This window comes from Acidobacteriota bacterium, assembly GCA_039030395.1.
In the GTDB taxonomy this organism is placed as follows: Bacteria; Acidobacteriota; Thermoanaerobaculia; order Multivoradales; family JBCCEF01; genus JBCCEF01.
In genome coordinates, this window is sequence record JBCCEF010000019.1 from 1 (window position 1) to 21,906 (window position 21,906).

At 66.7% G+C, this 21,906-nt stretch carries 21 protein-coding genes; 18 read left to right on the forward strand and 3 right to left on the reverse strand.

Features of this window, described 5'->3' with window-relative positions:
* The 12 genes from AAF481_15555 to AAF481_15610 all read left to right on the forward strand — a co-directional run.
* Positions 1-490, forward strand: a 490-nt coding sequence (locus AAF481_15555) for an IS1 family transposase (protein ID MEM7482592.1), incomplete at its 5' end; no start/stop codon positions are given.
* A 216-nt stretch (positions 491-706) separates the two neighbouring features.
* Positions 707-970, forward strand: coding sequence for a 30S ribosomal protein S16 (rpsP, locus tag AAF481_15560; protein MEM7482593.1), 264 nt, complete (start codon positions 707-709; stop codon positions 968-970).
* Complete coding sequence (locus AAF481_15565) at positions 963-1,205, forward strand: KH domain-containing protein (GenBank protein ID MEM7482594.1); 243 nt, start codon at positions 963-965, stop codon at positions 1,203-1,205. The genes rpsP and AAF481_15565 overlap by 8 nt, the downstream gene beginning before the upstream one ends.
* 147 nt (positions 1,206-1,352) lie before the next feature.
* Complete coding sequence (gene rimM / locus AAF481_15570; protein ID MEM7482595.1) at positions 1,353-1,913, forward strand: ribosome maturation factor RimM; 561 nt, start codon at positions 1,353-1,355, stop codon at positions 1,911-1,913.
* Entirely contained in the window at positions 1,895-2,695 is an 801-nt protein-coding gene (gene trmD, locus AAF481_15575; GenBank protein ID MEM7482596.1) for a tRNA (guanosine(37)-N1)-methyltransferase TrmD, read from the forward strand. Before rimM ends, trmD begins: the two co-directional genes overlap by 19 nt.
* A 79-nt stretch (positions 2,696-2,774) precedes the next feature.
* A complete protein-coding gene (gene rplS / locus AAF481_15580) occupies positions 2,775-3,122 on the forward strand; it encodes a 50S ribosomal protein L19 (protein ID MEM7482597.1) in 348 nt (115 codons plus the stop codon).
* Positions 3,123-3,365: 243 nt separating this feature from the next.
* Positions 3,366-4,037 carry a ribonuclease HII gene (locus AAF481_15585; GenBank protein MEM7482598.1) on the forward strand — a complete coding sequence of 224 codons (672 nt, stop codon included), beginning with the start codon at positions 3,366-3,368 and terminating at the stop codon, positions 4,035-4,037.
* Positions 4,037-6,727: a tetratricopeptide repeat protein gene (locus tag AAF481_15590; GenBank protein MEM7482599.1), complete on the forward strand. Its 2,691-nt coding sequence runs from the start codon at positions 4,037-4,039 to the stop codon at positions 6,725-6,727. The genes AAF481_15585 and AAF481_15590 overlap by 1 nt, the downstream gene beginning before the upstream one ends.
* Complete coding sequence (locus AAF481_15595; GenBank protein ID MEM7482600.1) at positions 6,724-7,821, forward strand: hypothetical protein; 1,098 nt, start codon at positions 6,724-6,726, stop codon at positions 7,819-7,821. The genes AAF481_15590 and AAF481_15595 overlap by 4 nt, the downstream gene beginning before the upstream one ends.
* A 106-nt stretch (positions 7,822-7,927) precedes the next feature.
* Positions 7,928-8,938 carry an isocitrate dehydrogenase (NAD(+)) gene (locus AAF481_15600; GenBank protein MEM7482601.1) on the forward strand — a complete coding sequence of 337 codons (1,011 nt, stop codon included), beginning with the start codon at positions 7,928-7,930 and terminating at the stop codon, positions 8,936-8,938.
* Positions 8,939-8,948: 10 nt separating this feature from the next.
* Positions 8,949-9,173, forward strand: a complete 225-nt coding sequence (locus AAF481_15605) for a hypothetical protein (protein MEM7482602.1) — start codon at positions 8,949-8,951, stop codon at positions 9,171-9,173.
* Complete coding sequence (locus AAF481_15610) at positions 9,173-10,528, forward strand: replication-associated recombination protein A (GenBank protein ID MEM7482603.1); 1,356 nt, start codon at positions 9,173-9,175, stop codon at positions 10,526-10,528. The genes AAF481_15605 and AAF481_15610 overlap by 1 nt, the downstream gene beginning before the upstream one ends.
* A 1-nt stretch (position 10,529) precedes the next feature.
* On the opposite strand, the gene AAF481_15615 is transcribed toward AAF481_15610, so the two are convergent.
* On the reverse strand, positions 10,530-12,350 hold the full coding sequence (locus tag AAF481_15615) for a thioredoxin family protein (protein ID MEM7482604.1): 1,821 nt from the start codon (positions 12,348-12,350) through the stop codon (positions 10,530-10,532).
* Positions 12,347-13,252 carry a thioredoxin family protein gene (locus AAF481_15620; GenBank protein MEM7482605.1) on the reverse strand — a complete coding sequence of 302 codons (906 nt, stop codon included), beginning with the start codon at positions 13,250-13,252 and terminating at the stop codon, positions 12,347-12,349. The genes AAF481_15615 and AAF481_15620 overlap by 4 nt, the downstream gene beginning before the upstream one ends.
* Before the next feature lie 146 nt (positions 13,253-13,398).
* Between AAF481_15620 and AAF481_15625 the strand changes: the two genes are divergently transcribed.
* From AAF481_15625 to AAF481_15645, 5 genes are all read left to right on the forward strand, one after another.
* On the forward strand, positions 13,399-14,577 hold the full coding sequence (locus AAF481_15625; protein MEM7482606.1) for a pyridoxal phosphate-dependent aminotransferase: 1,179 nt from the start codon (positions 13,399-13,401) through the stop codon (positions 14,575-14,577).
* Between the two features lie 15 nt (positions 14,578-14,592).
* Entirely contained in the window at positions 14,593-16,434 is a 1,842-nt protein-coding gene (locus AAF481_15630) for a M2 family metallopeptidase (GenBank protein MEM7482607.1), read from the forward strand.
* 299 nt (positions 16,435-16,733) lie between these two features.
* Complete coding sequence (locus tag AAF481_15635; protein MEM7482608.1) at positions 16,734-17,183, forward strand: BlaI/MecI/CopY family transcriptional regulator; 450 nt, start codon at positions 16,734-16,736, stop codon at positions 17,181-17,183.
* A 21-nt stretch (positions 17,184-17,204) separates the two neighbouring features.
* Positions 17,205-18,329 (forward strand): M56 family metallopeptidase, encoded by a 1,125-nt coding sequence (locus tag AAF481_15640; protein MEM7482609.1) that lies wholly within the window; start codon positions 17,205-17,207, stop codon positions 18,327-18,329.
* Positions 18,330-18,512: 183 nt separating this feature from the next.
* Complete coding sequence (locus AAF481_15645) at positions 18,513-19,706, forward strand: hypothetical protein (protein ID MEM7482610.1); 1,194 nt, start codon at positions 18,513-18,515, stop codon at positions 19,704-19,706.
* 44 nt (positions 19,707-19,750) lie between these two features.
* Here the strand turns inward: AAF481_15645 and AAF481_15650 are convergent, their stop codons facing one another.
* Positions 19,751-20,416 carry an SOS response-associated peptidase gene (locus tag AAF481_15650; GenBank protein MEM7482611.1) on the reverse strand — a complete coding sequence of 222 codons (666 nt, stop codon included), beginning with the start codon at positions 20,414-20,416 and terminating at the stop codon, positions 19,751-19,753.
* Between the two features lie 140 nt (positions 20,417-20,556).
* Between AAF481_15650 and AAF481_15655 the strand changes: the two genes are divergently transcribed.
* Positions 20,557-21,858 (forward strand): TlpA disulfide reductase family protein, encoded by a 1,302-nt coding sequence (locus AAF481_15655; GenBank protein MEM7482612.1) that lies wholly within the window; start codon positions 20,557-20,559, stop codon positions 21,856-21,858.
* Positions 21,859-21,906: the final 48 nt, after the last annotated feature.

Sequence of the window (21,906 nt, forward strand, 5' to 3'; positions counted from 1 at the left end):
CATGCAGGACGTGGCGGGGCGCCTGTCGAACCGCGTGCAGCTCACCACGGACGGCCACCGGCCCTACCTAGAGGCGGTCGAGGATGCCTTCGGCGCGGATGTGGACTACGCCATGCTCCAGAAGCTCTACGGGAGCGATCCTCAAGCCGAGAAGCGGTACAGCCCGGCGAAGTGCAAGGGCGCTACTGTCAACGTCGTGCAAGGCGATCCAGAACCCTGTCACGTCTCTACGTCCTACGTGGAGCGCTCCAACCTGACGATGCGGATGAGCATGCGGCGCTTCACCAGGTTGACCAACGCATTCTCCAAGAAGGTCGAGAACCACGCCGCAGCGATCGAGCTGCACTTCATGGTCTACAACTTCGTGAGGCCCCACGGCTCGCTCAAGACCGAGACGGACAACAAGGTGACGCCCGCGATGGCCGCAGGAATCGCCCGCCGGCCCTGGACTCTAGAGCAGGTGGTAGGGCTCCTGGATCCAAAAAGTTGAAACTGAGCCACTACCCTGTCCGGAAGGTGTTTGGACCTCACCGCTCGATCCTGTTAGACTGGTAGCTTCGTGTGGGGGCCGGCTCGCGTGGGCCGCAGAAACGTTCAGACGGCCGGTCGGCACCCCCCCGAACAGTTGGTCCTCGGGTCGCATATGGATTTCTTGGTGTCGGCTCTCGAGGGCACCCAATCTTCAGGTGATGTGGAGGTACGTGAGATGTTGAAGATTCGACTCCGTCGGATGGGGGCTCGGAATGCGCCCTTTTATCGTGTCGTGGTGTCCGACGGTCGCAGTACTCCTACCGCGGCGGCGGTGGAAGAGGTCGGTTTCTACGATCCCCGGCGGCGGCCGGCCGAGGTGAATATTGACCGTGAGCGGGTCGAGTATTGGGTTTCCAAGGGTGCTCGGATGTCCGACACGGTGAAGTCGCTCATGAAGCGGAGCACCCCGGAGATGGCGGAGGCTGCGCCGAGTGCCTGAGCTACGGGAGAGCCTCGAAGATCTGGTGCGCTTGATGGTCGACTACCCGGAAGAGGTGGCGATCGACGAGTTCATGGACGGTGACGAAAACGTCTTTGAACTGACCGTCGCGCAGAGCGATCTCGGCAAGGTCATCGGCCGCCAGGGGCGCACGGCGCGGGCATTGCGCACATTGCTCGATGCTCGCGGCGCGCTGGAAGACAAGCTGTACGATCTCGACATCGTTGACGACTGAGTTGTCGTCGACGAGCCGGGCTAACGCTTGATCGAGGTCGCTCCGCGGGTCGCCTGATCTGGAACGACCTGCCCCGGGCTTCTTCCCTTCCTGCAGAAACCGCCGCCTTCGACCGTCGGCGGAATCCTCTTTTTCCCCGAGCCAGCGATGTCAGACCGTGAACAGGCGGACTCTTCGGACTCCGAGATGATCGCCGTCGGCCGAATCGTTCGGCCCCACGGCGTTCGCGGGGAAGCCTCCGTCGAGGCCCTTACGGAGAATTCGGCGCGCTGGAAAAAGGGTTCTCGGTTGCGTTTGCACTTTCGGGATCGGCCGCCGGAACGGACCCTCGAGGTGGCGAGCAGCCGGGTGCACCGAGAGCGCATTCTGGTGCGATTCGCCGGGGTCGAGGATCGCGACGCGGTCGAGAAACTGCGCGGCGGCTGGCTCTCCGTTGCGCGCGGCGAGGTGCCGCCCGCCGAGGCCGGGTCCTTCTACCAGTTCGAGCTGATCGGCTGTACCTGCCGCGATACTGAGCAAGGACACCTCGGAGAAGTGGTCGAGGTGGTCGAGGACGGGGGTGGTTTTCTCCTGATCGTGGACGATGGCGAACGCCGGGTACCGATTCCCTTCGCCCGGGATCTGCTCGCAGAGGTCAACGTCGCCGGTGGCGAGATTGTAGTGAATTTGCCGGAAGGACTGCTCGAAACGTGCGCATCCAGGTCCTGACCATTTTCCCGCAGATCTTCAGGCCCTTCCTAGCTACCAGCCTGGTCGGGCGGGCACTGGAAGAGGGCTTGATGCAGGTGACCGTTCACGATCTGCGGGACTTTTCCGAGGATCGCCACCGCTCCGTCGATGACGAACCCTACGGCGGCGGCGGCGGCATGGTGATGACCGCTCGGCCTTGGCTGACGGCGGTGCGCGAGGTCGGCAGCGGCGCGGCCCACCGGGTGTTGCTTTCGCCGCAGGGGAAGCGCCTCGACGAACAGGGCGTCCGCCGCTTTGCGGACTATCCGGAACTGATCCTCCTATGCGGTCGCTACGAGGCGATCGACGAGCGGGTTCGCCGACGGGTGGTGGACGAGGAGATTTCGATTGGCGATTACGTGTTGTCCGGCGGCGAAGTGCCGGCGATGGTGTTGATCGAGGCCGTGTCGCGGCAGATCCCTGGCGTGGTGGGCTACGGTCCGTCGGTGGAGAACGACAGTTTCCGGGCAGGATTGCTCGATTACCCCCACTACACCCGCCCGGCGGAAGTGGAGGGGATGGCCGTACCGCAGGTACTGCTCTCCGGCGATCACGCGGCGATCGAGCGCTGGCGTCGCCGCGAGGCCCTGCGGGCGACTCGCGCCAAGCGGCCGGACCTGCTGGCCGAAGCCGAGCTTTCAAAAACCGATCGGGCGCTGCTGTCGGAAGCGTTGGAAGCGGAACCTGAAATGAACGAAATATCAGAGAATGAGGCGGTTGCGGACCCGAGAGTTGCGGAGACGCCCCCGTCTGGGAAATAATCCAAGGCTCGCCTCAGGGCGTGCGATTCCGTTCGGTGATCGGTAGCCGGACGCAGATTTCAGTCGAGGGAAATGGACCATGAACGACCTTCAAAGCGTCGAAGCCGCCTACCAGCGGGACGACATTCCCGAGTTTCGTGCCGGCGACATGGTGCGCGTGCACGTGCGCGTTGTCGAAGGCGACAAGCAGCGTATCCAGATTTTCCAGGGCGTGGTGATCGCCCGTCGCGGTAGCGGCACCCGGGAGACCTTTATGGTGCGCAAGATGTCCGGTGCCTACGGCGTCGAGCGGATCTTCCCGATCCACTCGCCGATCATCGACAAACTCGAAGTGGTGCGGCACGGCAAAGTGCGCCGTGCGAAGCTGTACTACCTGCGGAATCTCCGTGGCAAGGCGGCCCGCATCGAAGAACGCCGGATCGATTAGTCGTTCTGCTGAGTTGCGCTTCGCGCATGATCTCAGCAAGAACGACCCATGTCTGTTTTCAGGGGGCTGGGCGCCCCCTCGCCCGAAAAACCAAGGTTTTCCGGGCTCACCCCGTCCACGGCGGCTCGCGCCGCCGCCGAGCCCTTCGGACTCGGTCGCAGCGTTGGACTTGCGAGTCCCTTTACGGACTCACTCCGATGGACGAGTGGAATTCGTTTCCGCTCCAAGACCTTGGGAGCACACGTGGCGTCGAAGACGATGGTCCAGCTCTTTGCGGAGGCCTACCGTCTACGCCTGCTGTGCTCGCTCGAAGAGCATCTCGCTCAGTGCGGGTATCCGCTGGTCGCCGGCGTCGATGAAGCCGGCCGCGGTGCCCTTGCCGGTCCGGTGATGGCCGCGGCGGTGATCCCCGATCCCGCCTGCCGGATCCCTGGCGTTGATGACAGCAAGCAGGTCGGACCGGCGGAGCGCGAGCAGCTCGCCGAGGCGATTCGGAGTACCGCCATCGCCTGGTCCTGTGTCGCCGTCGAGGCGGCGGTGATCGATCGGATCAATATCCTCGAGGCCACCCGGGTCGCCATGCGGCGCTCCCTGGAAGGTCTTTCCCCGACGCCGGACATCGCCTTGATCGATGCCGTCTCCCTCGCCGATCCGCCGTGCCCTTGCCTGCCGGTTGTCCGCGGCGATGCGATGAGCTACGCCATCGCTTGTGCTTCGATCCTCGCCAAGACCGAGCGTGACCGCCGGATGGTGGCCCTGGGCGAGACCTACCCCCACTATGGATTCCCCGGCCACAAGGGCTATGGTGCCCAGCGACATCGCGACGCCCTGCAGGCCTACGGACCGAGCCCGGTTCACCGTCTGACCTTCCGCTCGGTGCTGCCGCAGCGGGCGGCCGCCGGAGGAGTGAGCTGATGGCCGCGCGTCGGGAACAGGTGGTCAAGACGGCGGAGAAGTTCGTCGCCCGGGGCAAGATCGAAGCGGCCATCCGGGAGTACCGCAAGGTGCTCGGGGAAAATCCCAACGATTCCACCACCCTCAACCGGGTGGGCGATCTCTATGCCCGCATCGAGCGCATCGACGAGGCCGTCGAGCTGTTCTCGCAGATTGCCGAGAATTACACCAAGGACGGCTTCTTCGTCAAAGCGATCGCGATCTACAAGAAGATCATCAAGCTGGACCCCACCCGCCTGGACGCCATCGAGCACCTGGCGGAACTCTACGACCGGCAAGGCTTGGTCAACGAGGCGCGCACCCAGTACCAGGTGCTGGCGGATTACTACCTGAACCACGGCAACCGTGGTTCCGCGCTCTCCGCTTACGAGCGCATGGCGGCGCTGGAGCCGGACAATCCGAGCCACCACGTCAAACTCGCCGAGCTGTACCAGGCGCAGAAGATGACCGCCAAGGCGATCGGTGAGTATCGGATCATCGCCGAGTTGATGATCTCCCACGAGCGGCCGGAGGAAGCGGCCAAGGTCTACGAGCGCGCCCTCGACGTAGACGCCTCGGATGTCGGCTTCATCACCGATGCGGTGCTGCGCCTGCGGGAAGCCGGCCAAACCGGGGCGGCGGCTCACCTGCTGGCCGCCGCCGTGCGGCTCAACCCCGAAGCCCAGAGCGTCGCCAGCCTGGTGGCGGCGGAAGAGCGCGGCAAAGCTGCGCAGGCGTCTGTGCCGGTGGAGGAGGTCACCTTGGGCGACGGTGCGGCGGCCGCGGCGTCGTCGCCGTATTCCGGCGAGAGCTCTGTCCAGGAAGCCGCCCCCGCGGTGGTTGTTCCGGTCGCAGAGCGGGATGAAGAGATCGTGCCGGTGGTTGAGGACGACACCCTGTACGACCTGGATCTGACGGTCGGCGAAGGGGATGTCGCCGAACCGCCCTCAGCCTATGAGGAGGCGAGTGCCGCGCCTATCGCCGAAGAGGTGGCCGCCGAAGCGGCGGAGGCACTGGAAGGCGAGGAGATCGAACTCGATCTCGACGATGTCTTTGTCCTCGACCTCGATCAGGAGGAAGCGCCGGCGAGTCTGGTGCAGCCACCGGCGGATCTTCTGCCGCCGGAGAGTCCTGCGGAGGCCGCTCCAACCGCTGTTGAGCCGGCGGCAGCTGCCGATGTCGAGCGAACGCTGCCGGAGATTGAGCCGCTGCCGGACCTCGAGGAGAATTTCTTCGAGCTGGATGTGGATGAAGCCGTCGGCGACGACGTCCCCGGCGTTGAAGTGGCCGCGCGGTCGGATCTTTCCCCGGCCGAGGACTTCTCGCTGCCGGAGGAAGGGCCAGCGGCCGCCGACGACGCCATCGACGAAGACTTCCTGGAGCGCACCGCGGCGGAACTCCAGCCGGTGGCTGTACGGCCCGAAGAAGATCTCTTCACGGAGGCCGAGGTGCTGGCCAAGTACGGTCTGGAAGAAAAGGCGATGGAGCGCCTGGAAGAGGTGCTCGATCTGGACCCTCATCACCTCGGCGCCATGGCGCTGCTGGTTCGGTTCGACCTGGAGAAGGGGCGGCACCATCAGGTCTTGGCCCGGGCCAACGAGCTGGCTTCTCTGGCGGCGGACGAGGCGGATGGCCCTTGGCCGGAGCTGCGGCAGCAGCTCCTCGACGCTGGCTACAAGCTCGAAGGAAACCAGGTATTGGCCCCGCCGGCACGGACCTTGGCGGAGGCGGATGTCGGCCACCTGCTGGATGGATTGATGGACGAGGCGCCACCGGTCGCCGAGGCGCCGGCGGCTCCACCGCCGCCTCGCCGCAAGGTGCGAGATGCCTCCATCGAGGAAGCCCTGGCGAGCCTTGAAACGACTTTTCAGTCCGGCAAGAAGGCGCTTCGGCAAGGGGTGGAGCCGGCGGCCGGCGAAGAGGCGCCGGCAGCGGATGTGTTCGAAGCGGCGCCCTCCGCGGAGCCGGCAGTTCCGGAAGCGCAGGCACCGGAGGCACAAGCTGAGGAACCACAGCCTCAGGATGTGCCCGCTCCGGCGGCCGAGGACGACCCGGAGGACAGCGGCGTTCGGTGGCTCGACGAGGTGGGCGAGGCGCCTCCGGCAGAAGCCGGCGAAACGCCTGCGGTGGTCGACGATGTGTTCGAGGACGAAGACGACTTTTTCGACCTGGCCGCCGAGATCGAGCAGGAGCTGGATGCAGAAGATTCCCTCACCGAGGCCATCGAAACGCCGGCCGAGCCCTCCCTGGAGGAAATCGTCGAGGGTTTCAAGCAGGGAGTGGCCGAGAATCTCTCGCCGGAGGACTTCGATACCCACTTCAACCTCGGCATCGCCTACCGCGAAATGGGGCTGCTGGACGAGGCGATCGGCGAGTTTCAGCTCGCGTCCAAGGATCCGGGCCGATTGGTCGAGTGCTGCTCGATGCTCGGCCTCTGTTTCCTGGAGAAGGGCCTGCCGGACCTGGCCGTCAAGTGGTATCGGCGCGGCTTGGAGAGCCCAACCCTCGCGGAGGAAGACCGCCACGGCTTGCTCTACGACCTCGGCAACCTCTACCTGGATGCCGGCGACTTTGAGCAGGCCCACGAGGTCTTCGTCGACATCTACGGTGTCAACTCCAACTATCGCGACGTGGTCGCCAAGCTCGAAGAGATCGCCGCGCGAGCAAGATGACTTCCGAACGTAGGATCACGTGGATCGTCGCCGCGGTCGCGACCTTGGCGCTGGCGGCCTTTCTCTTTGGACCGGTGCTCAAAGAAAAGGTCGCTCCGGAACCGGTGGCGGCGTGGGTCGCGATCCAGCCGGCGGGAGCCACCGCCGCCACCCTCGGGCCGGTGGATCTGGCCGCCGGAACCTCCTTTCGCCTGCACGCGGTGCTCGAAGCGAAGGACGGCAGCGAGTCCGTCTTCTATACCGAGGCGCCGGCCCTGGAGCGGGCCGGTCATACCCTGCCGGCGGCGTCCGTCCGCCCGTGGGATCGGCGACCGGATGTCCGGATTCTGTGGTTCACCGTCGAAGGCGCCGTACCGTTCTTGCGCATTCAGCCGGACCAAACCCTCGACCGTTTTCGCTACGCTGCTTTCTTTCGTCCCGAATGGGGCTTCGGTTGGTCGGTACCGGGTATTCTCGATCCAGCCCACGATGCGCGGTTGTCGCGAGAGGATCGCCAGGTGCGCCGGCCCTTCGGTAGCCAGCACTACCAGGTTCACATCGAGCTACGGTCGGACGCCGATGCGGAGGTCGCCTCCGAGCGGCTGGTCTCCTGGGGCTTGGGAGAGGTGCAGAGCCGCGTTGAGGAGTTCCCACGGGTGGTCGCCACCCTGCCCGGCGCCGCCGGCCCGGCGTCGGCGATGTTTGGCTTGACGCAGCTCGAACTGTCGCCTGAGGCTCCGCCTGAGGCGCGCCGCCAGCTCGCCGAGTGGACCGGAGAGCGGCTGGCCTTCGGGCGAGTGCCGCTGTTGGCGGAGATCTATCGCAGCGCCGGTCGCAACGCGGCGGAGGTGGACTGGCAGCGCATCGACCTGGTGGCCGGTCGTCCGTGGGATGATTTCGCCGTGGGTGATCTCCTGCGGGTTGGAGACCGCTTCGTAACCCTCTTTCGCGATGCTGCCGATGCCGGCGAGGTCGGCGTGCTCGATCGCGAGGACCTCTGTTTCGACTTTGCCCAGGGGTCCGCCGTGCGGGCCCTAAAGGATGTCTTCGAGGATCTTGGAGGCGATGTCGAATGGGCTTCGATGTCCGTCTCCGGCGCCCCTGCGACACCGTGATACCTTCTTCTCGTGGGGCCTCCCAGGCCACCCTCTGACCACTCAGAATTCCATTCCGCCGATCGGATGAAGGCGGCTTGAACTACCCAGCTTTGCGAGGTTTCTCATGACGACGAAGGTGACGCTGATCCCCGGCGACGGCATTGGGCCGGAAGTGACCGAGGCCACCCTGCGAGTGCTCGATGCGGTGCGGGCGGATATCGAATGGGAGCAACATATCGCCGGTGCCGAAGCTCTCGAAGAGTACGGTTCACCGCTGCCGGACGAGGTGCTCGACTCCATCCGGCGCAACAAGGTCGCCCTCAAGGGTCCGGTGACCACCCCCGTCGGCAAGGGCTTCAAATCGATCAACGTGCAGCTCCGCCAGGCGCTGGACCTGTTCGCCAACCTGCGGCCGACGCGCAATGTACCGTCGGTGCCGAGCCGTTTCCCGGGGGTCGATCTGGTGGTGGTGCGCGAGAACACCGAGGGGCTGTACAAGGGCATCGAACACGAAGTGGTGCCGGGGGTGGTCGAGAGCCTCAAGATCATCACCGCCAAGGGCTCCACCCGCATCGCAAAGTTTGCTTTTGAGTACGCCCGGGCGAACGGCCGCAAGCGGGTGACGGCGGTCCACAAGGCCAACATCATGAAGTTGACGGACGGCCTGTTCCTGGACTGTTTCCGCACCGTCGCCAAGGACTATCCGGAAATCGAAGCGGACGACCGCATCATCGACGCCCTCTGTATGCAGCTCGTCATGCGGCCGGAGGACTACGACGTGCTGGTGCTCGAAAACCTCTACGGCGACATCGTGTCCGATCTGTGCGCCGGACTGGTGGGCGGTCTCGGGCTGATTCCCGGCGCCAACATCGGGTCCGACGAGGCGGTGTTCGAGGCGGTCCACGGCAGCGCGCCGGACATTGCCGGCCAGAACCTCGCCAACCCCATGGCGCTGATGCGCTCGGCCATCCTGATGCTGCTGCACCTCGGCAAGGACGATGTCGTGGCGCGGATGCGCTCGGCGCTGCACAGCGTGGTGGTCGATCAGGGCATCCGCACCCGCGATCTCGGTGGCACCGCTTCGACCACCGAATTCACCGACGCGGTGGTGGCCGCCGCCGAGCGCGGCGACTGATCCCGGTCGCATGAACGAGGCGCGCCGGACCCTGCGCTCGTGGCTGCTGCTGGCGCTGCTGGAAAAGGGCTGCGGAGCCACCCGGGATCTTCCCCCAAGACGGCCGGCGCGGGTCCGCCCGCTGAGCGAATTCCAGCGACGTCAACTCGCCGGATCCCGGACGGTGGTCTCGGGCGACCGAGCCCGTGAGACCGGCGGCGCCAGGGTCTTGACCTTTCCTCGGGCAACGCTCTGATGGGCCTGTTCGACGATCAACTCCCCACCGGAGAAACCTCCGAGAGCACTCACGATCCGGAGATCGGCACGCCGCTGGCGGAGCGCATGCGGCCGCGCACCCTGGACGAGATCGTCGGACAGGACGAAGTGTTGGGGCCCCAGGGCTTCCTGCGCCAGGCTATCGCCCGGGATCGGGTGCCTTCGCTGGTTTTCTGGGGGCCTCCGGGATGCGGCAAGACCACCCTGGCGCTGATCATCGCCCGGGAGACGGACAGCCGTTTTGTCCCCTTCAGCGCCGTGACCTCGGGGATCAAAGAAGTCAAAGAGGTGATGACCGCCGCCGCCCGCCTGCGCCGGTCGGCGGGGCAGCGGACCCTGGTCTTCGTGGACGAGATCCACCGCTTCAACAAAGCCCAGCAGGACGCCTTCCTGCCCTTCGTCGAGCGCGGCGACATCGTGCTGGTGGGGGCGACCACCGAAAACCCGTCCTTCGAGATCAACTCGGCGCTGCTGTCGCGCTGCCGGGTGGTGGTGCTGGCGGCCCTCGGCGAGGCCGGGCTGGTGGTGTTGATGGAGCGCGCATTGGCGGATCAGAAGCGCGGCCTCGGGGAGGGAGGCGGCACCGCCGCTGCGGAGAGCGAGGCGCTCCATTCCCTGGCCGCTTTGGCCGGCGGCGACGCCCGGAGCGCCCTCAACCTGCTCGAACTGGCGGTGCTGGAGGCCGACGGTGCGCCCGTCGATACCGCGGTGGTGGAGCGCGTTGCCCAGCGCCGGGTGCTGCTGTACGACAAGGCCGGCGAAGAGCACTTCAACCTCATCTCCGCGCTCCACAAATCCTTGCGCGAGAGTGATCCGGACGCCGCCCTTTACTGGCTGGCGCGGATGCTCGAATCCGGTGAAGATCCCCGCTACCTGGCCCGTCGCATGGTGCGCTTTGCCTCGGAAGATGTCGGCCTGGCGGATCCCCGGGCCCTCGGCCAGGCCCTCGCCGGCTGGCAGGCCTACGAGCGGCTGGGATCGCCGGAAGGGGACCTTGCCCTCGCCCAGGTCTGCCTGTACCTGGCCCTCGCCCCCAAGAGCGTCGCCGCCTACAAGGGCTTCAAGGAGGCCCGCCGCACGGTGCGCGAGCGGCCGGCGGACCCGGTGCCGATGGCGATTCGCAACGCACCCACCGGGCTGATGAAAGATCTCGGCTATGGCGAAGGCTATGTCTACGCTCCGGATACAGAGCTCGGCGTCGGCGGCATCGACTGCCTGCCGGAGTCCCTCCAGGGGAGCCGTTTCTACCGTCCCTCGGGAGAGGGCTTTGAAGCGCGCCTCGGGGAGCGGTTGAAAAGGTTTCGGGAGTTGCGGGACCGGGCGCGCGGTGAGTGACTCACCGCGCCTGGGCGATCCGCGGAATCCCTTGGAGCGCCTCGGCAATCTGGCCGGTGGTGAGCAGTTCGCTGAACAGATGAGGCTCGCCGTTTGGGCGATAGAGCAGGTAGAAGGGGATGCTGTAGCGCCCGTGGTCGTTCAGGAAGGCGGCGATGGTGTCGTCGCGGTTGGTCCAGTCGGCCTTCATGGCGACCACGCCGGCGTCCTCGAACAGCCGCGCTACTTCGGGGGTTTCGAGCACTAGGCGCTCGTTGGTTTTGCAGGTGAAGCACCAGTCGGCGGTGACGTCCACGAACACCGGCGTGCCGGCGGCGGCAAGGGATTCGGCTCTGTCGCGATCAAACTCCTGCCACTGGATGTAGCGCGCCGTCTCGGTGGCCGCGGTCGTCCCGCGAGTGGGTCCGGTGGCGGCGGTCGCCGCCAGGCCGATGGTGCCGACGGCCATCACCAAAGCGGCGGCGGTGGCGGCAATCCGCCCCTTCTCGCGGCCGCGCAGCCACACAAAGAGCGCCAGGGCGAGCAATCCCAATTCGATGAAGGCGAGGCGCTCGGCGCTGATCTGGCCGGCGAGCACATAGAGCAGCCAGACCGCCGCGGCGGCGAGCAGGAAGCCCATCACCTTGCGTAGGGTATCCATCCACGCGCCGGGCTTGGGTAGCCAGCGGGCCGAGCCCGGAAACACCGCCAGCAGCAGGTACGGCAGTGCCATGCCGAAACCGACGGCGGTGAACATTGTGAAGATGATCAGCCCCGGTTGTGCCAAGGCGAATCCAATGGCGGTGCCGAGGAAGGGGGCGGAACAGGGCGTCGCCATCAGGGTGGCGAAGAGGCCGGACACGAAGTGGCCGCCGAGGCCCTGCCGCCGCGAGTCCATCGCCCGCATGGCGCTTCCCGGCAGAGTGATCTCGAACAAGCCCCAGAGGTTCAGGCTGAAGAGCACGATCACCACCGCCAGGAAAGTGACGAAGGCCGGCTGTTGGAACTGCACGCCCCAGCCCACGGCGGCGCCCGCGGCTCGCGCGCCGATGGCGGCGAAAGCGAGCGCCCAGAACGACACCAAGATGCCCGCCGCCGTCGCCAGGGAGCCGCTCACCACATGGGCGCGCCCCTGGCCGGCGCTTTTCACCATGCCGAAAACTTTGAGGGAGAGAATCGGCAAAACGCAGGGCATGGCATTGAGGATCAGCCCGCCGATGACCCCGAACAGGAGGAACAACCCCAGGCTGCCGGGGGGGCCGCCACGGCCGGCGGGCAAGCCCTCGCCGTCGCCGAAGATCGCCGCGTTGATCGTCTCCCCGCCGTCGCCGACGGCCAGGTCGAATTGAACGGCAGTGGTCACCGGCGGCAGGCAGGAATTGTCGTCACAGGCCTGGTAGCGGAAGGTGCCCGAGAGCGGGTACTCGCCCGCTGCCGCGGAGGCCGGAACGGGTACCGCCGCCAGGATGCGCACTTCGCCCTCGTACACCGCCAGCGGCTCGTCCTCGAAGGCGAAGGTGAGCATTTCGCCGGCCGGATAGAGGGCCGTCGGCTGCGGCCAGCCTCCCGGCGCCTCGAGTTCGAGTTCGGTGGGAATCAGGTAATCGAAGGTCGGAAGGTTGGCGTTGACGTGCCAGCCGTCTTCGATCTCGACCACTGCCGCTAGCCGCGCCGTAGCGCCCGGCGGATAGGCCGTTTGGTCGGCCAGCAGGCGTACTTCGGCGCGCTCGACGACGGGGAATTGCCCGCTCGCCGTCAGGGCGAGGAACGAAGCCACGAAGAGCAGCAGACTGGCAAGCGACAGGCGGCGACGGGAAACTCGGAAGGGGCTCGCGGTGATCATCCGGCGCACTCCGCTTGGATGTCCTGCTGCAGTCGGCTGAGGGTGAACCGGGCCTCCCGCCGGAAGCGGCTGGTGGGATGTTCGGCGACGAAGGCATCGACCGCCGCAGAGGTTCCGGCACAGTCCTGCCGGTCGCGCGCCAGATGGACGCGGAACAAGCTCAGGGCCTCGGTGAGCGTCGGATCTTCCGGCGCGAAGTCGGCTACCGCCTGCGCGGCGCCGGCAAAGTCCCGGCTGAGGCGGAGGGAATCCGCCAGCAGCAGGCGGAGCCAGTCCTCACCTTCCACCGCCACATCCTCTCGGGTCAGAAGGCGGCGATAGATTGCCGCCGCCCGGGCGCCATCGGAGCGCCGGCGTAGGGCCTCGGCGAGGCTGCGCAATACCTGCGGGTCCTCCGACACGACGTCGCGCCGGTAGCCCTCCATGAACTTCTGCCACCGGGCGACCTGGGCGTCGATCCGGGTGACGAAGGTCGGAGCCGGGAAGTAGCCTCGGATGGTCCCGATGCGCACCAGGTCCGCATCGATGATCAGGGTGGTGGGCAGGTTGCGGGCGTCGAAGCGGTCCTGCAGGCGCATTCCTTCGCCGGCGTCCTCCACATCCACCCGCAGCAGGACATAGTTTTCGGCCACCTGCGCAAAGCGAGTGGTGGAGAACACGTCTTTCTCGAGCTTCTTGCACCAGCCACACCATTCCGCGTAGAGATCGACCAGGATCAAGCGATCCGTCGAGCGGGCTTCGGCGAGGGCCTCTTCGACCCGGTCGTGCCACTTCGGCTCGGTGTTCGTTTCGGCGCCCGCCGGATAGGCCAGCGGGCCGCCGGCGGCAACGGCCAGCAGAGCGGCGAGGGCGGCGGAGTAGGCGAAACCGCGCGGGCGGCGCGGGAGTTGGGCTGGCGTCATAACTGGCTTTCCTGGCGTGCGATGTGCGGATCGGTTCGGTCGGTCGCCTCGCTGTGGGCTGACCCCTGCTGGGTTTTCACTCACCTTCTGCAAGGACGATACCCACCGCCCCGTCGGCCGCCGGCCCGGTGATACCATCGCCCCCCGTGAGGCTCGCATCCCGCGTCGGCCGAATCGCCGAATCCGCCACCGCCCGCATCACCCGAAAGGCTTCCGAGCTGGCCGCTCGCGGCGTCGAGGTGATCAATCTGGGCGTGGGTGAGCCGGACTTCGCCTCGCCGCCGGTGGCCGTCGAGGCGGCAGGCCGAGGGTTGGCGGAGGGGTTCACCCGCTACACGCCGACGGACGGCTTGCCGGCCCTGCGTGAAGCGCTGGCGAAGCGCTTCGACGAACGTCACGGCGCACCGTGGACCGCGCGGGACGGCGTGATCACCTGCGGCGCCAAGGTGGCGTTGCTGCAACTCGCGCTGGCCTGTTTCGAGGACGGCGACGAGGTGGTGTTGGCGAGCCCCTGCTGGGTGAGTTTCCCGCAGCAGATTCGCTTCGCCGGCGCTCGGCCGGTACCGGTGGCGACGGCCAGCTCGGAGGCCTTCGAGATCCGGGCGGAGCCGCTGCTGGCGGCGGTGACGGAGCGGACTCGTGCCATTCTGATCAACTCGCCGTCGAATCCGACCGGCGGCCTGATCGCCGCTGAAGAGCTGGAGCGGCTGACCGAAGGCTGCGCCGAGCGTGGCCTCCTGCTGATCGCCGACGAGACCTACGATCGCTTTGTTTTCGGCGGCCGGAACCACGCTTCGGCGGCCGCCCTGGCAGGCCGGTTTCCGGACACGGTGGTGTTGGTGGGATCCTTCTCCAAGACTTGGGCGATGACCGGCTGGCGGGTCGGCTATTTGTTTGGGCCGCCGGCGGTGGCGGGGGCGATCTCCAGGATCCAGAGCCACGGAACCGGCAACCCGACCTCCTTCGCTATGTTGGGTGCTCTGGCGGCCCTCGGCGAGGCGGATGAGGAGATCGCCCGGCGCCGGGACGAGTTCGAGCGCCGGCGCAATGCCCTGCTGCCGCGCCTCAACGCACTGCCCGGTTTTCACTGTGAGGCGCCGATGGGTGCCTTTTACGCCTTTCCCCGAGTCGACGACCTCTTCCAGGAAGATCGGAAGGGTTCCGCCGACCTGGCAGACTTTTTTCTCGATCGGGCCGGGGTCGCCTTGGTGCCGGGAATCGCTTTCGGCGATGATCGGCACCTGCGCCTCTCCTACGCTTGTTCCGATGAGCGGTTGGAGAGGGGCCTCGAACAGATGGCGGCGGCCCTCGCCCGGCTTGACTAGACGGAGGAACATCGCATGAAACCCACTTTTTGGATCAGACCTACCCTTGCCCTCGTCGCCCTGCTGCTGCTGGCTGCGTTGCCGGTGATTGCCGACTCTCATGAGGCGGCAGACGGGACCGAAGAGTACCCGGCGACGGCAGAGGGTGCCGCGGCCTTCGTCGATGCGGCGGAAGCGCATATCTATGAGCTGGCCAACGCCGAGGCCCGGGCGGCCTGGGTGCAGTCCAACTTCATCACCGTCGACACCCAGGCGATCGCCGCCGCGGCGAGTGAGAAGGCTCTGGCGGCGCGGTCTTCCTACGCCCGGCAGGCGGTCCGCTTCGACGACCTCGACCTGCCCTACCACGTCGAGCGGCGCCTGCAGGTGATCAAGCTCGGCGGACCCATCGCGGCGCCGGCGGATCCAGCGAAGACCGAGGAACTGGCCCGCATTGCTTCGGATCTGGAGGCGACCTACGGCAAGGGCAAGTACTGCAAGGACGACGGCACCTGCCTCGACCTGCTGCAGATGACCGCCACCCTGGCCAACAGCCGGAATCCCGAGGAACTGCTCGACGTGTGGGTCGGTTGGCGTACTGTCGCGCCGCCGATGCGCAAGCCCTACCAGCGCTTCGTCGAGTTGAACAACCAGGGCGCCCGGGAACTCGGGTTTGCCGACGCCGGCGCCATGTGGCGTTCGAACTACGACATGGAGCCGGACGCCTTCGCCGGCGAACTGGACCGCCTGTGGACCCAGGTGCAGCCGCTCTACGAAGCCCTCCACTGCCACGTGCGGGCCAAGCTCCTGGAAGAGTACGGCGGGGAGCACCTCGGCACCGGCAAGACCATTCCGGCCCACCTGCTGGGCAATATGTGGGCGCAGGGCTGGGCCAATATCTATCCGCTGGTGGCGCCGCCGGACGCCGACCCGGGCTTCGACCTCACGGAGCGCCTGCGGGCCACCGGCATGGATGCCGTCGAGATGGTGCGTTCCGGCGAACGTTTCTTCAGTTCCCTCGGCTTCGAGCCGCTGCCGGACACCTTCTGGGAGCGCTCGCTTTTCACCAAGCCGGCGGACCGTGAAGTGGTGTGCCACGCCAGCGCCTGGGATGTCGACAATGTCAACGATCTGCGCATCAAGATGTGCATCGAGATCAACGCTGAAGACTTCCGCACGGTCCACCACGAGCTGGGCCACAACTACTACCAGCGGGCCTACAACCAGCAGCCCTTCCTCTACCGCAACAGCGCCAACGACGGCTTCCACGAGGCGATCGGCGACACCATCGCCCTGTCCGTCACGCCGGACTACTTGCAGCAGATCGGGCTGATCGACGAGGTGCCGGATCCTTCCAAAGATCTCGGGCTGTTGATGAAGGACGCCCTCGACAAGGTGGCTTTCCTGCCCTTCGGCCTGCTGGTCGATCAGTGGCGCTGGAAGGTGTTCTCCGGCGAGGTCGGGCCGGAGGAGTACAACGCCGCCTGGTGGGAGCTGCGCGAGAAGTACCAGGGCGTGTCGCCGCCGGTGGCGCGCTCCGAGGCGGACTTCGATCCCGGTGCGAAGTATCACATCCCGGCGAACACCCCGTACTCTCGCTACTTCCTCGCCCACATTCTGCAGTTCCAGTTTCACCGCGACCTGTGCGCCATCGCCGGCTACGAAGGTCCCTTGAACCGCTGCACCATCTACGGCAACGAAGAGGCCGGCGAGGTGCTCGACGAGATGCTGCGCATGGGAGCGTCGCGCCCCTGGCCGGAGGCCCTCCAAGTGGTGACCGGCGGCCGCGAGATGGACGCCACGGCGGTGCTCGACTACTTCGCGCCGCTCAAAAGTTGGCTCGACGAGCAGAACGCCTCCCGCCAATGTGGATGGTAGCGCCAGCAGGCTGCTGAAATGCGCTTCGCGCATTTTTTCAGCAGCACTGCTAGCTGTTCCCTTCAGGGAGGCTAGGCGCCCCCCTCGCCCTGGACGGGCTCGCCCCCGTCCTCGGCGCCGCTGGCGCCGCCTCGCCCTGTGGGTTCGGTCGCGTGGAACTGGCGACTTCGCCGCATCTTGCCAGTGATTGGGTTCTCGGGCTAGGCATACGCGCCGGCCGGTCTTGTCTTCACCGCGTGGTAGGATCTACGTAACTTGTAGTAGATCCTGAGAGACGGAGCCACGTTCAAGAAAGAGCCATGCTCAAGAAATCGAACCGCCCGGCCACTAAACTCACCCGCTTCGAACTCGAAGTGATGGGGGAGCTGTGGAAACTCGGCCGGGCCTCGGTGCGGGAGTTGCTGGAGGCGCTGCCGAACCGCAAACAACCGGCGTACACCACCGTACAAACGATTGTCCGTCGGCTGGAAGAGAAGAACGCGGTGCGCCAGGTGCGCAAGGTCGGCAACGCCCACATCTACGAGCCGATGGTCTCGAAACAGGTGGCTTACCGGCGCTTGATCGATGACTTTCTGGAGGTCTTCGGCGGTTCTCCGGCGCCGTTGATGGCCCATCTGGTGGAGTCCGGCCGCCTGAGCCTGGAAGACCTGAAAGACGCCGAACGGCTGATCGACGAGGACCTCGATCCGGCGAGTGCGGATCCAGAAAACGAAACCCTAGAAACCGAAACCCCAGAGACCGAAAACTAAGAACCGCGGAGGCCGCGCCCGATGTTGGACGACCCGATCGAGACAGGCTTCGCCCTCGGCGATACGGCTGCGTTTCTGGTCAACCATCTGGTGGAGGCGACCACCTTCGCGGCCCTGGTCGCTCTCCTCGCCCTGCTGCTGCGTCGCTCTTCGGCGCGGGTACGCTACCGCCTTCTCGGGGTGGCCGCCGCCAAGTTCTTTCTGCCCTCGGCGCTGATCGTCTCCCTAGCCTCGGCCCTCGGCTGGTCGTTGCCAAACCTTCGTTCGCTGACCTGGTCGCCGGCCGATCGCCTCGTCGTGAACGGAGCCGGCGGTGCCTTGGTGGCAGCCCTAATCGCGGTCTGGTGCCTTGGTGCGGTCTTCGCCTGCTGCCGCCTGCTGCGGGCCAAGGGACAGATGAAGGCGTGGCTGCGGGACAGCCGACCGGTGGAATCCGAAGAGCCCGTGGCGGGCGCCCTGGCCGCCGCCATGCGGCGTTCCGGCCTGCCCGTCGCGCCGCGCTGGGGGCATCCCCTCCAGGCCCGCTGGGTCGAAGGTCTTGCGTCGCCGGCCGTCTGGGGCCTGCGGCGGCCGTACCTCCTGCTGCCGCTGGCCATCGATCGGCACCTCTCCCGGGAAGAGCTGGACGCCGTGTTGCTGCACGAACTCGAACACCTGCGCCGGCGCGATCACTGGGCCGGTGCTCTGCAGCGAGCCCTGCGCGTGGTGTTCTGGTTTCACCCGTTGGTGTGGTGGCTCGATCAGCGCCTGCTGGCGGAACGGGAGCGCGCCTGTGACGAACGGGTCGTCGCCCTCGGCGGGCAGCCCCGGCACTACGCCCGGGGCCTCCTCAAGGTCGTGCGTCTGGGCATCGGCGGCCTGCGGCCGACGGCGATGGCCGCCGCCACGGCATCGGATCTGGAGCGGCGCATCGCGCAGATCCTGCACGGTCCGCCGGAGCGTTCGCCGCACCGCTGGACCCACGCGGCGGCCTCCGCCGCAGTGGTGATGCTCCTCGGCCTGTCTGTGGTGCTGGCTGGGCAGGGACGCTGCGATGTTCGGCTGTTGACCATCGATCCGGCGGAGCGCCTGTCGGCCGATGTCGACGGCAGCGATGTCGTCCGCGCCGCCTGCGTGAAGCCTCCGGAGCCGTGCATGGAAGGCTGAGTCTTCCGAATCCGCACAGCCTTTTTCGCAGAAGTAACCCCTTCTTCGTGACGCGGGATTGATAGCTCGCGAAGGGTACTCCTTCCATTCCCGAGCCGGGGTTCATGGAGGCCCGGTGGCCTACCCGGCGGCCGGGCGCTGTGGCTCGGGAAGCGAAATTCTGTTCACGAAAAGGAGTGTGCGATGAAGCGTTTGTTCTGGCTGATGGTGAGTAGCGCTGTGTTGTGGTGGGGATGTCCTCCGGGGGTACAGAACCCGCCGGTGACCGGGCCGACTTTCATGCCGTCCCGAGTTCCAATGCCTCCGACGGCGAAGCTGGTCTCCGACGGTGGCCGGTTGGCGGTGGACGGGCCGCTGGCGCGGGTTCGATCCGCTCTCCATCCGAAGCACGGCCTGGTGATTTCCCTCGAACTGCCGCGGGGTGAGGAACTGGGCGCCGCCGGAGTGGTTGTCGAAGGGTCTGAGTCCGAGGAGCCGGTGTCCTTGGTGGCGCTGGAAAATGCCACCGAGCGGCTGGCGACGACCTTCCCGCCGGGGCCGGACAATGGCACCATCTGGCGCACCTTCCAGCTACCCTTGTCCGCCGCGTCGGATCTCGAAGGAGCGCGCTTTCGGGCCACTGCGGAACTCTCCCGGGATCTCGACTTCACCCGCGTCCTGGTGGGCGTTCCCTCGACGCCGGGCTCCTACATCGTGGGCGCCTTCGCCGACGAGCCGTTGCTGCGCGACCCGCGCACCATCGCCGCCGGCGTCGATTATCTCGGCACCGACGAGGCGATCCAGCACCTGCGCATCCCGGCCGGCGCCCTGCTGCCGGGGACGAAGGCCTTCGACGGCATGGTGTCCTTCACCGAGGCGCCCTTCGACGGCGACCGTTTCAACGTCGATACGCTGATGATGCGGCCGGAGGGCATCCGCGTCGGCGATACGGTGCCGGTACGGCTGCTGCGCTTTGCCAACCGCACCGTCGAGCCCATCCGCATCGCCTCCGGCGACGGCGATCTGTTCTTCGAGATCACCGCCACCTTGTCGCCGAACGCCTACTCCGGGGGATTCATCACCATCCTGCCGGACGGCACTTACAGGAGCACCACCTCCCTCACCCCGGTGATGTCCTTCCAGCGGGTGGTGGAAGGCGATCCGGTGGGTCAACCGATCGTGGTGGATTCAGCGAAGGTGCCGGTGTCGGGATTTCCGTTCTACCTGGCGAGCGATGGCGGTCGCTGGCGGGAGGAACCGCCGTCCGGCCGCCTGGTGACCACCGAAACCTCGAACTTCTTCTACGACAACGGCCCGATCAATCAGTTCTTCCACAGCAACGGTCTGGGGGACGGCGTGCTGGCGGCCTGCAAGAAGAAGAGCGCGGTTCTGCAGTGAGAGAGCGGTCCGGGTTCGGCATGCCCTGAGCCCGGCCGGTCGGTCTAGATCGGTTCGATGCACTCCGGCCCGGCGTGGCGCGGATTGCCGACGGCGCGGGCTACCCGATAGGGCTCCAGCCGGTCGCCGCCGCGCGGCTTCATCAACTCGGCGAGGGGCTCCGGGTCGGTCATCGCCGGATCGAGCCACAGGCCGTATTCCTCGCGCTCGAGAATCACCGGCATGCGGTGATGCAGGGCGGCGATCTCCGGCGCCGCGTCGGTGGTGAGGATGGCAAAGGTGTCCACCGGGCCGTCCTCGCCCGTCCAGCGTTCCCACAGGCCGGCGAAGGCGAAAGGCTGGCGGTCGTCGCGCACGATGCGGTAAGGCTGCTTGACGGAGCCCTCTTTCTTCCACTCGTAGTAGCCGTCGGCGGCCACCAGGCAACGTCGCCTCTTGAGGCTATTGCGGAAAGAAGGCTTCTCGGCGGCGGTTTCCGAGCGGGCGTTGATCATCCGGCTGCCCATCTTCAAGTCGTCCGCCCAGAAGGGCACCAGACCCCACCGCAGGTCATCGAGTTGCCGCGCTCCCCTGGCTTCCAGCACCCGCACCACCGGCGCCTGCTGAGTGGGGGCGATGTTGAAGCGGGGAGCGAGTTCGGGAATCGCCGGTAGCTCGAAGAGGTCGGCGAGGGTCTCGCCCGGGGCCGTCTGGGTATAGCGTCCGCACATCGGAAAAGCTCCTCTCAAGGGGTGTCCGAGACAAAGACACCCGTTTCCGGCCGTGGGCCGTACTTTCGAGTGTAAGGTCTCAGAACGCTAAACTCATCTCCGACCCAAACCCTTCGCGCGATCTCCAGAGGATTCTTTCCATGCTGCGATTCTGGCTCCCACTTCTGTCGCTGACCTGCTTCTCGCTCCTCGCCGCCTGCGCGGCGCCGAGTCCATCCCCTGCGCCGCTGCCGGACCTGGTGGGTGACTGGCGGGCGGTGCTCGCCTCGCCCGGCGGTGAGCTGCCCTTCACCCTGCGCGTGCGGCAGGAGGGCGACGGCCTGACGGCGGTGGCCGTCAACGGCCGGGAGGAGGCGCCGTTCAGCGCCGTGGCGGTGGACGGCCGACAGGTGGAGTTCGCGATCGACGTCTACGACGCCGAGATTTCCGCTCAGGTCTCAGAAGACGGTTCGTCGCTGACCGGCCGCTGGCGCAAGACCATTCCCGACGGCGATTCCACCTTGCCCTTCGCCGCCACCCGCGACGACGTCCGTCGTTTCCTGCCCCTGGCCGAAGCGGGGTTGGCGCCTGGAGCGGCGGAAGCGCCCGGGGCCGAATCCGTCGCCGGCACCTGGGCCGTCGAGTTTCGTGAGGTTCCGGTGGATCCGGAGTCCGCGGCGGAGCCGGCACGCGCCGAGTTCAACCAGTCCGGCGACACCGTTCGGGGCACCTTCCTCACCCCCACCGGTGACTACCGCTACCTGGCGGGCACCTACCAGGAAGGCTTGCTCCGCCTATCGACCTTCGACGGCGCCCACGCCTTCCTGTTCGAGGCCCGGGTGCTGGAGGATGGGACCTTGGCCGGCGAGTTCTGGTCGCGGGATTCCTACCATGCCCGCTGGAGCGCCGAGCGCAGCGACGACGTCGCCTTGCCGGACGCCTGGTCGCAGGTGGGCTTGACCAATGACGACGGCACCCTTGAATTCACTTTCCCGAATCTCGCCGGAGATCCGGTATCGCTGTCGGACGAGCGCTTTGTGGGCAAGGTGGTGTTGGTCAACGTATTCGGTACCTGGTGCCCCAACTGCAACGACGAAGCGCCGCTGTTGGCTCAATGGCATCGGGAGTATCGCCGCCAGGGGTTCGAGGTCGTCGGCCTGGCCTACGAATTCAGCGGTGACCCGGAGCGCGACGGCGAGCAGGTGCGGCGCTTCGCTGAGCGCTACGGCATCGAATACCCGCTGCTGCTCGCCGGCATCAGCGACAAGGCGGCGGCCGGCGAGACCCTGCCGGATCTGACCGCCGTTCTCTCCTACCCGACGACGATCTTCATCGGTCGCAACGGCAAAGTCCGCCGCATCCATTCGGGCTTCACCGGCCCCGGAACCGGGGAGCACTTCGACGAGCTGATCGCCGAGCAGACGGCGCTTATCGAAGAGTTGTTGGCGGAAGAGACTAGTTAGCAGGGTGCGAAGAGATTCCTCAGCACCGTGCTCCGAGCCTGAAAGGCG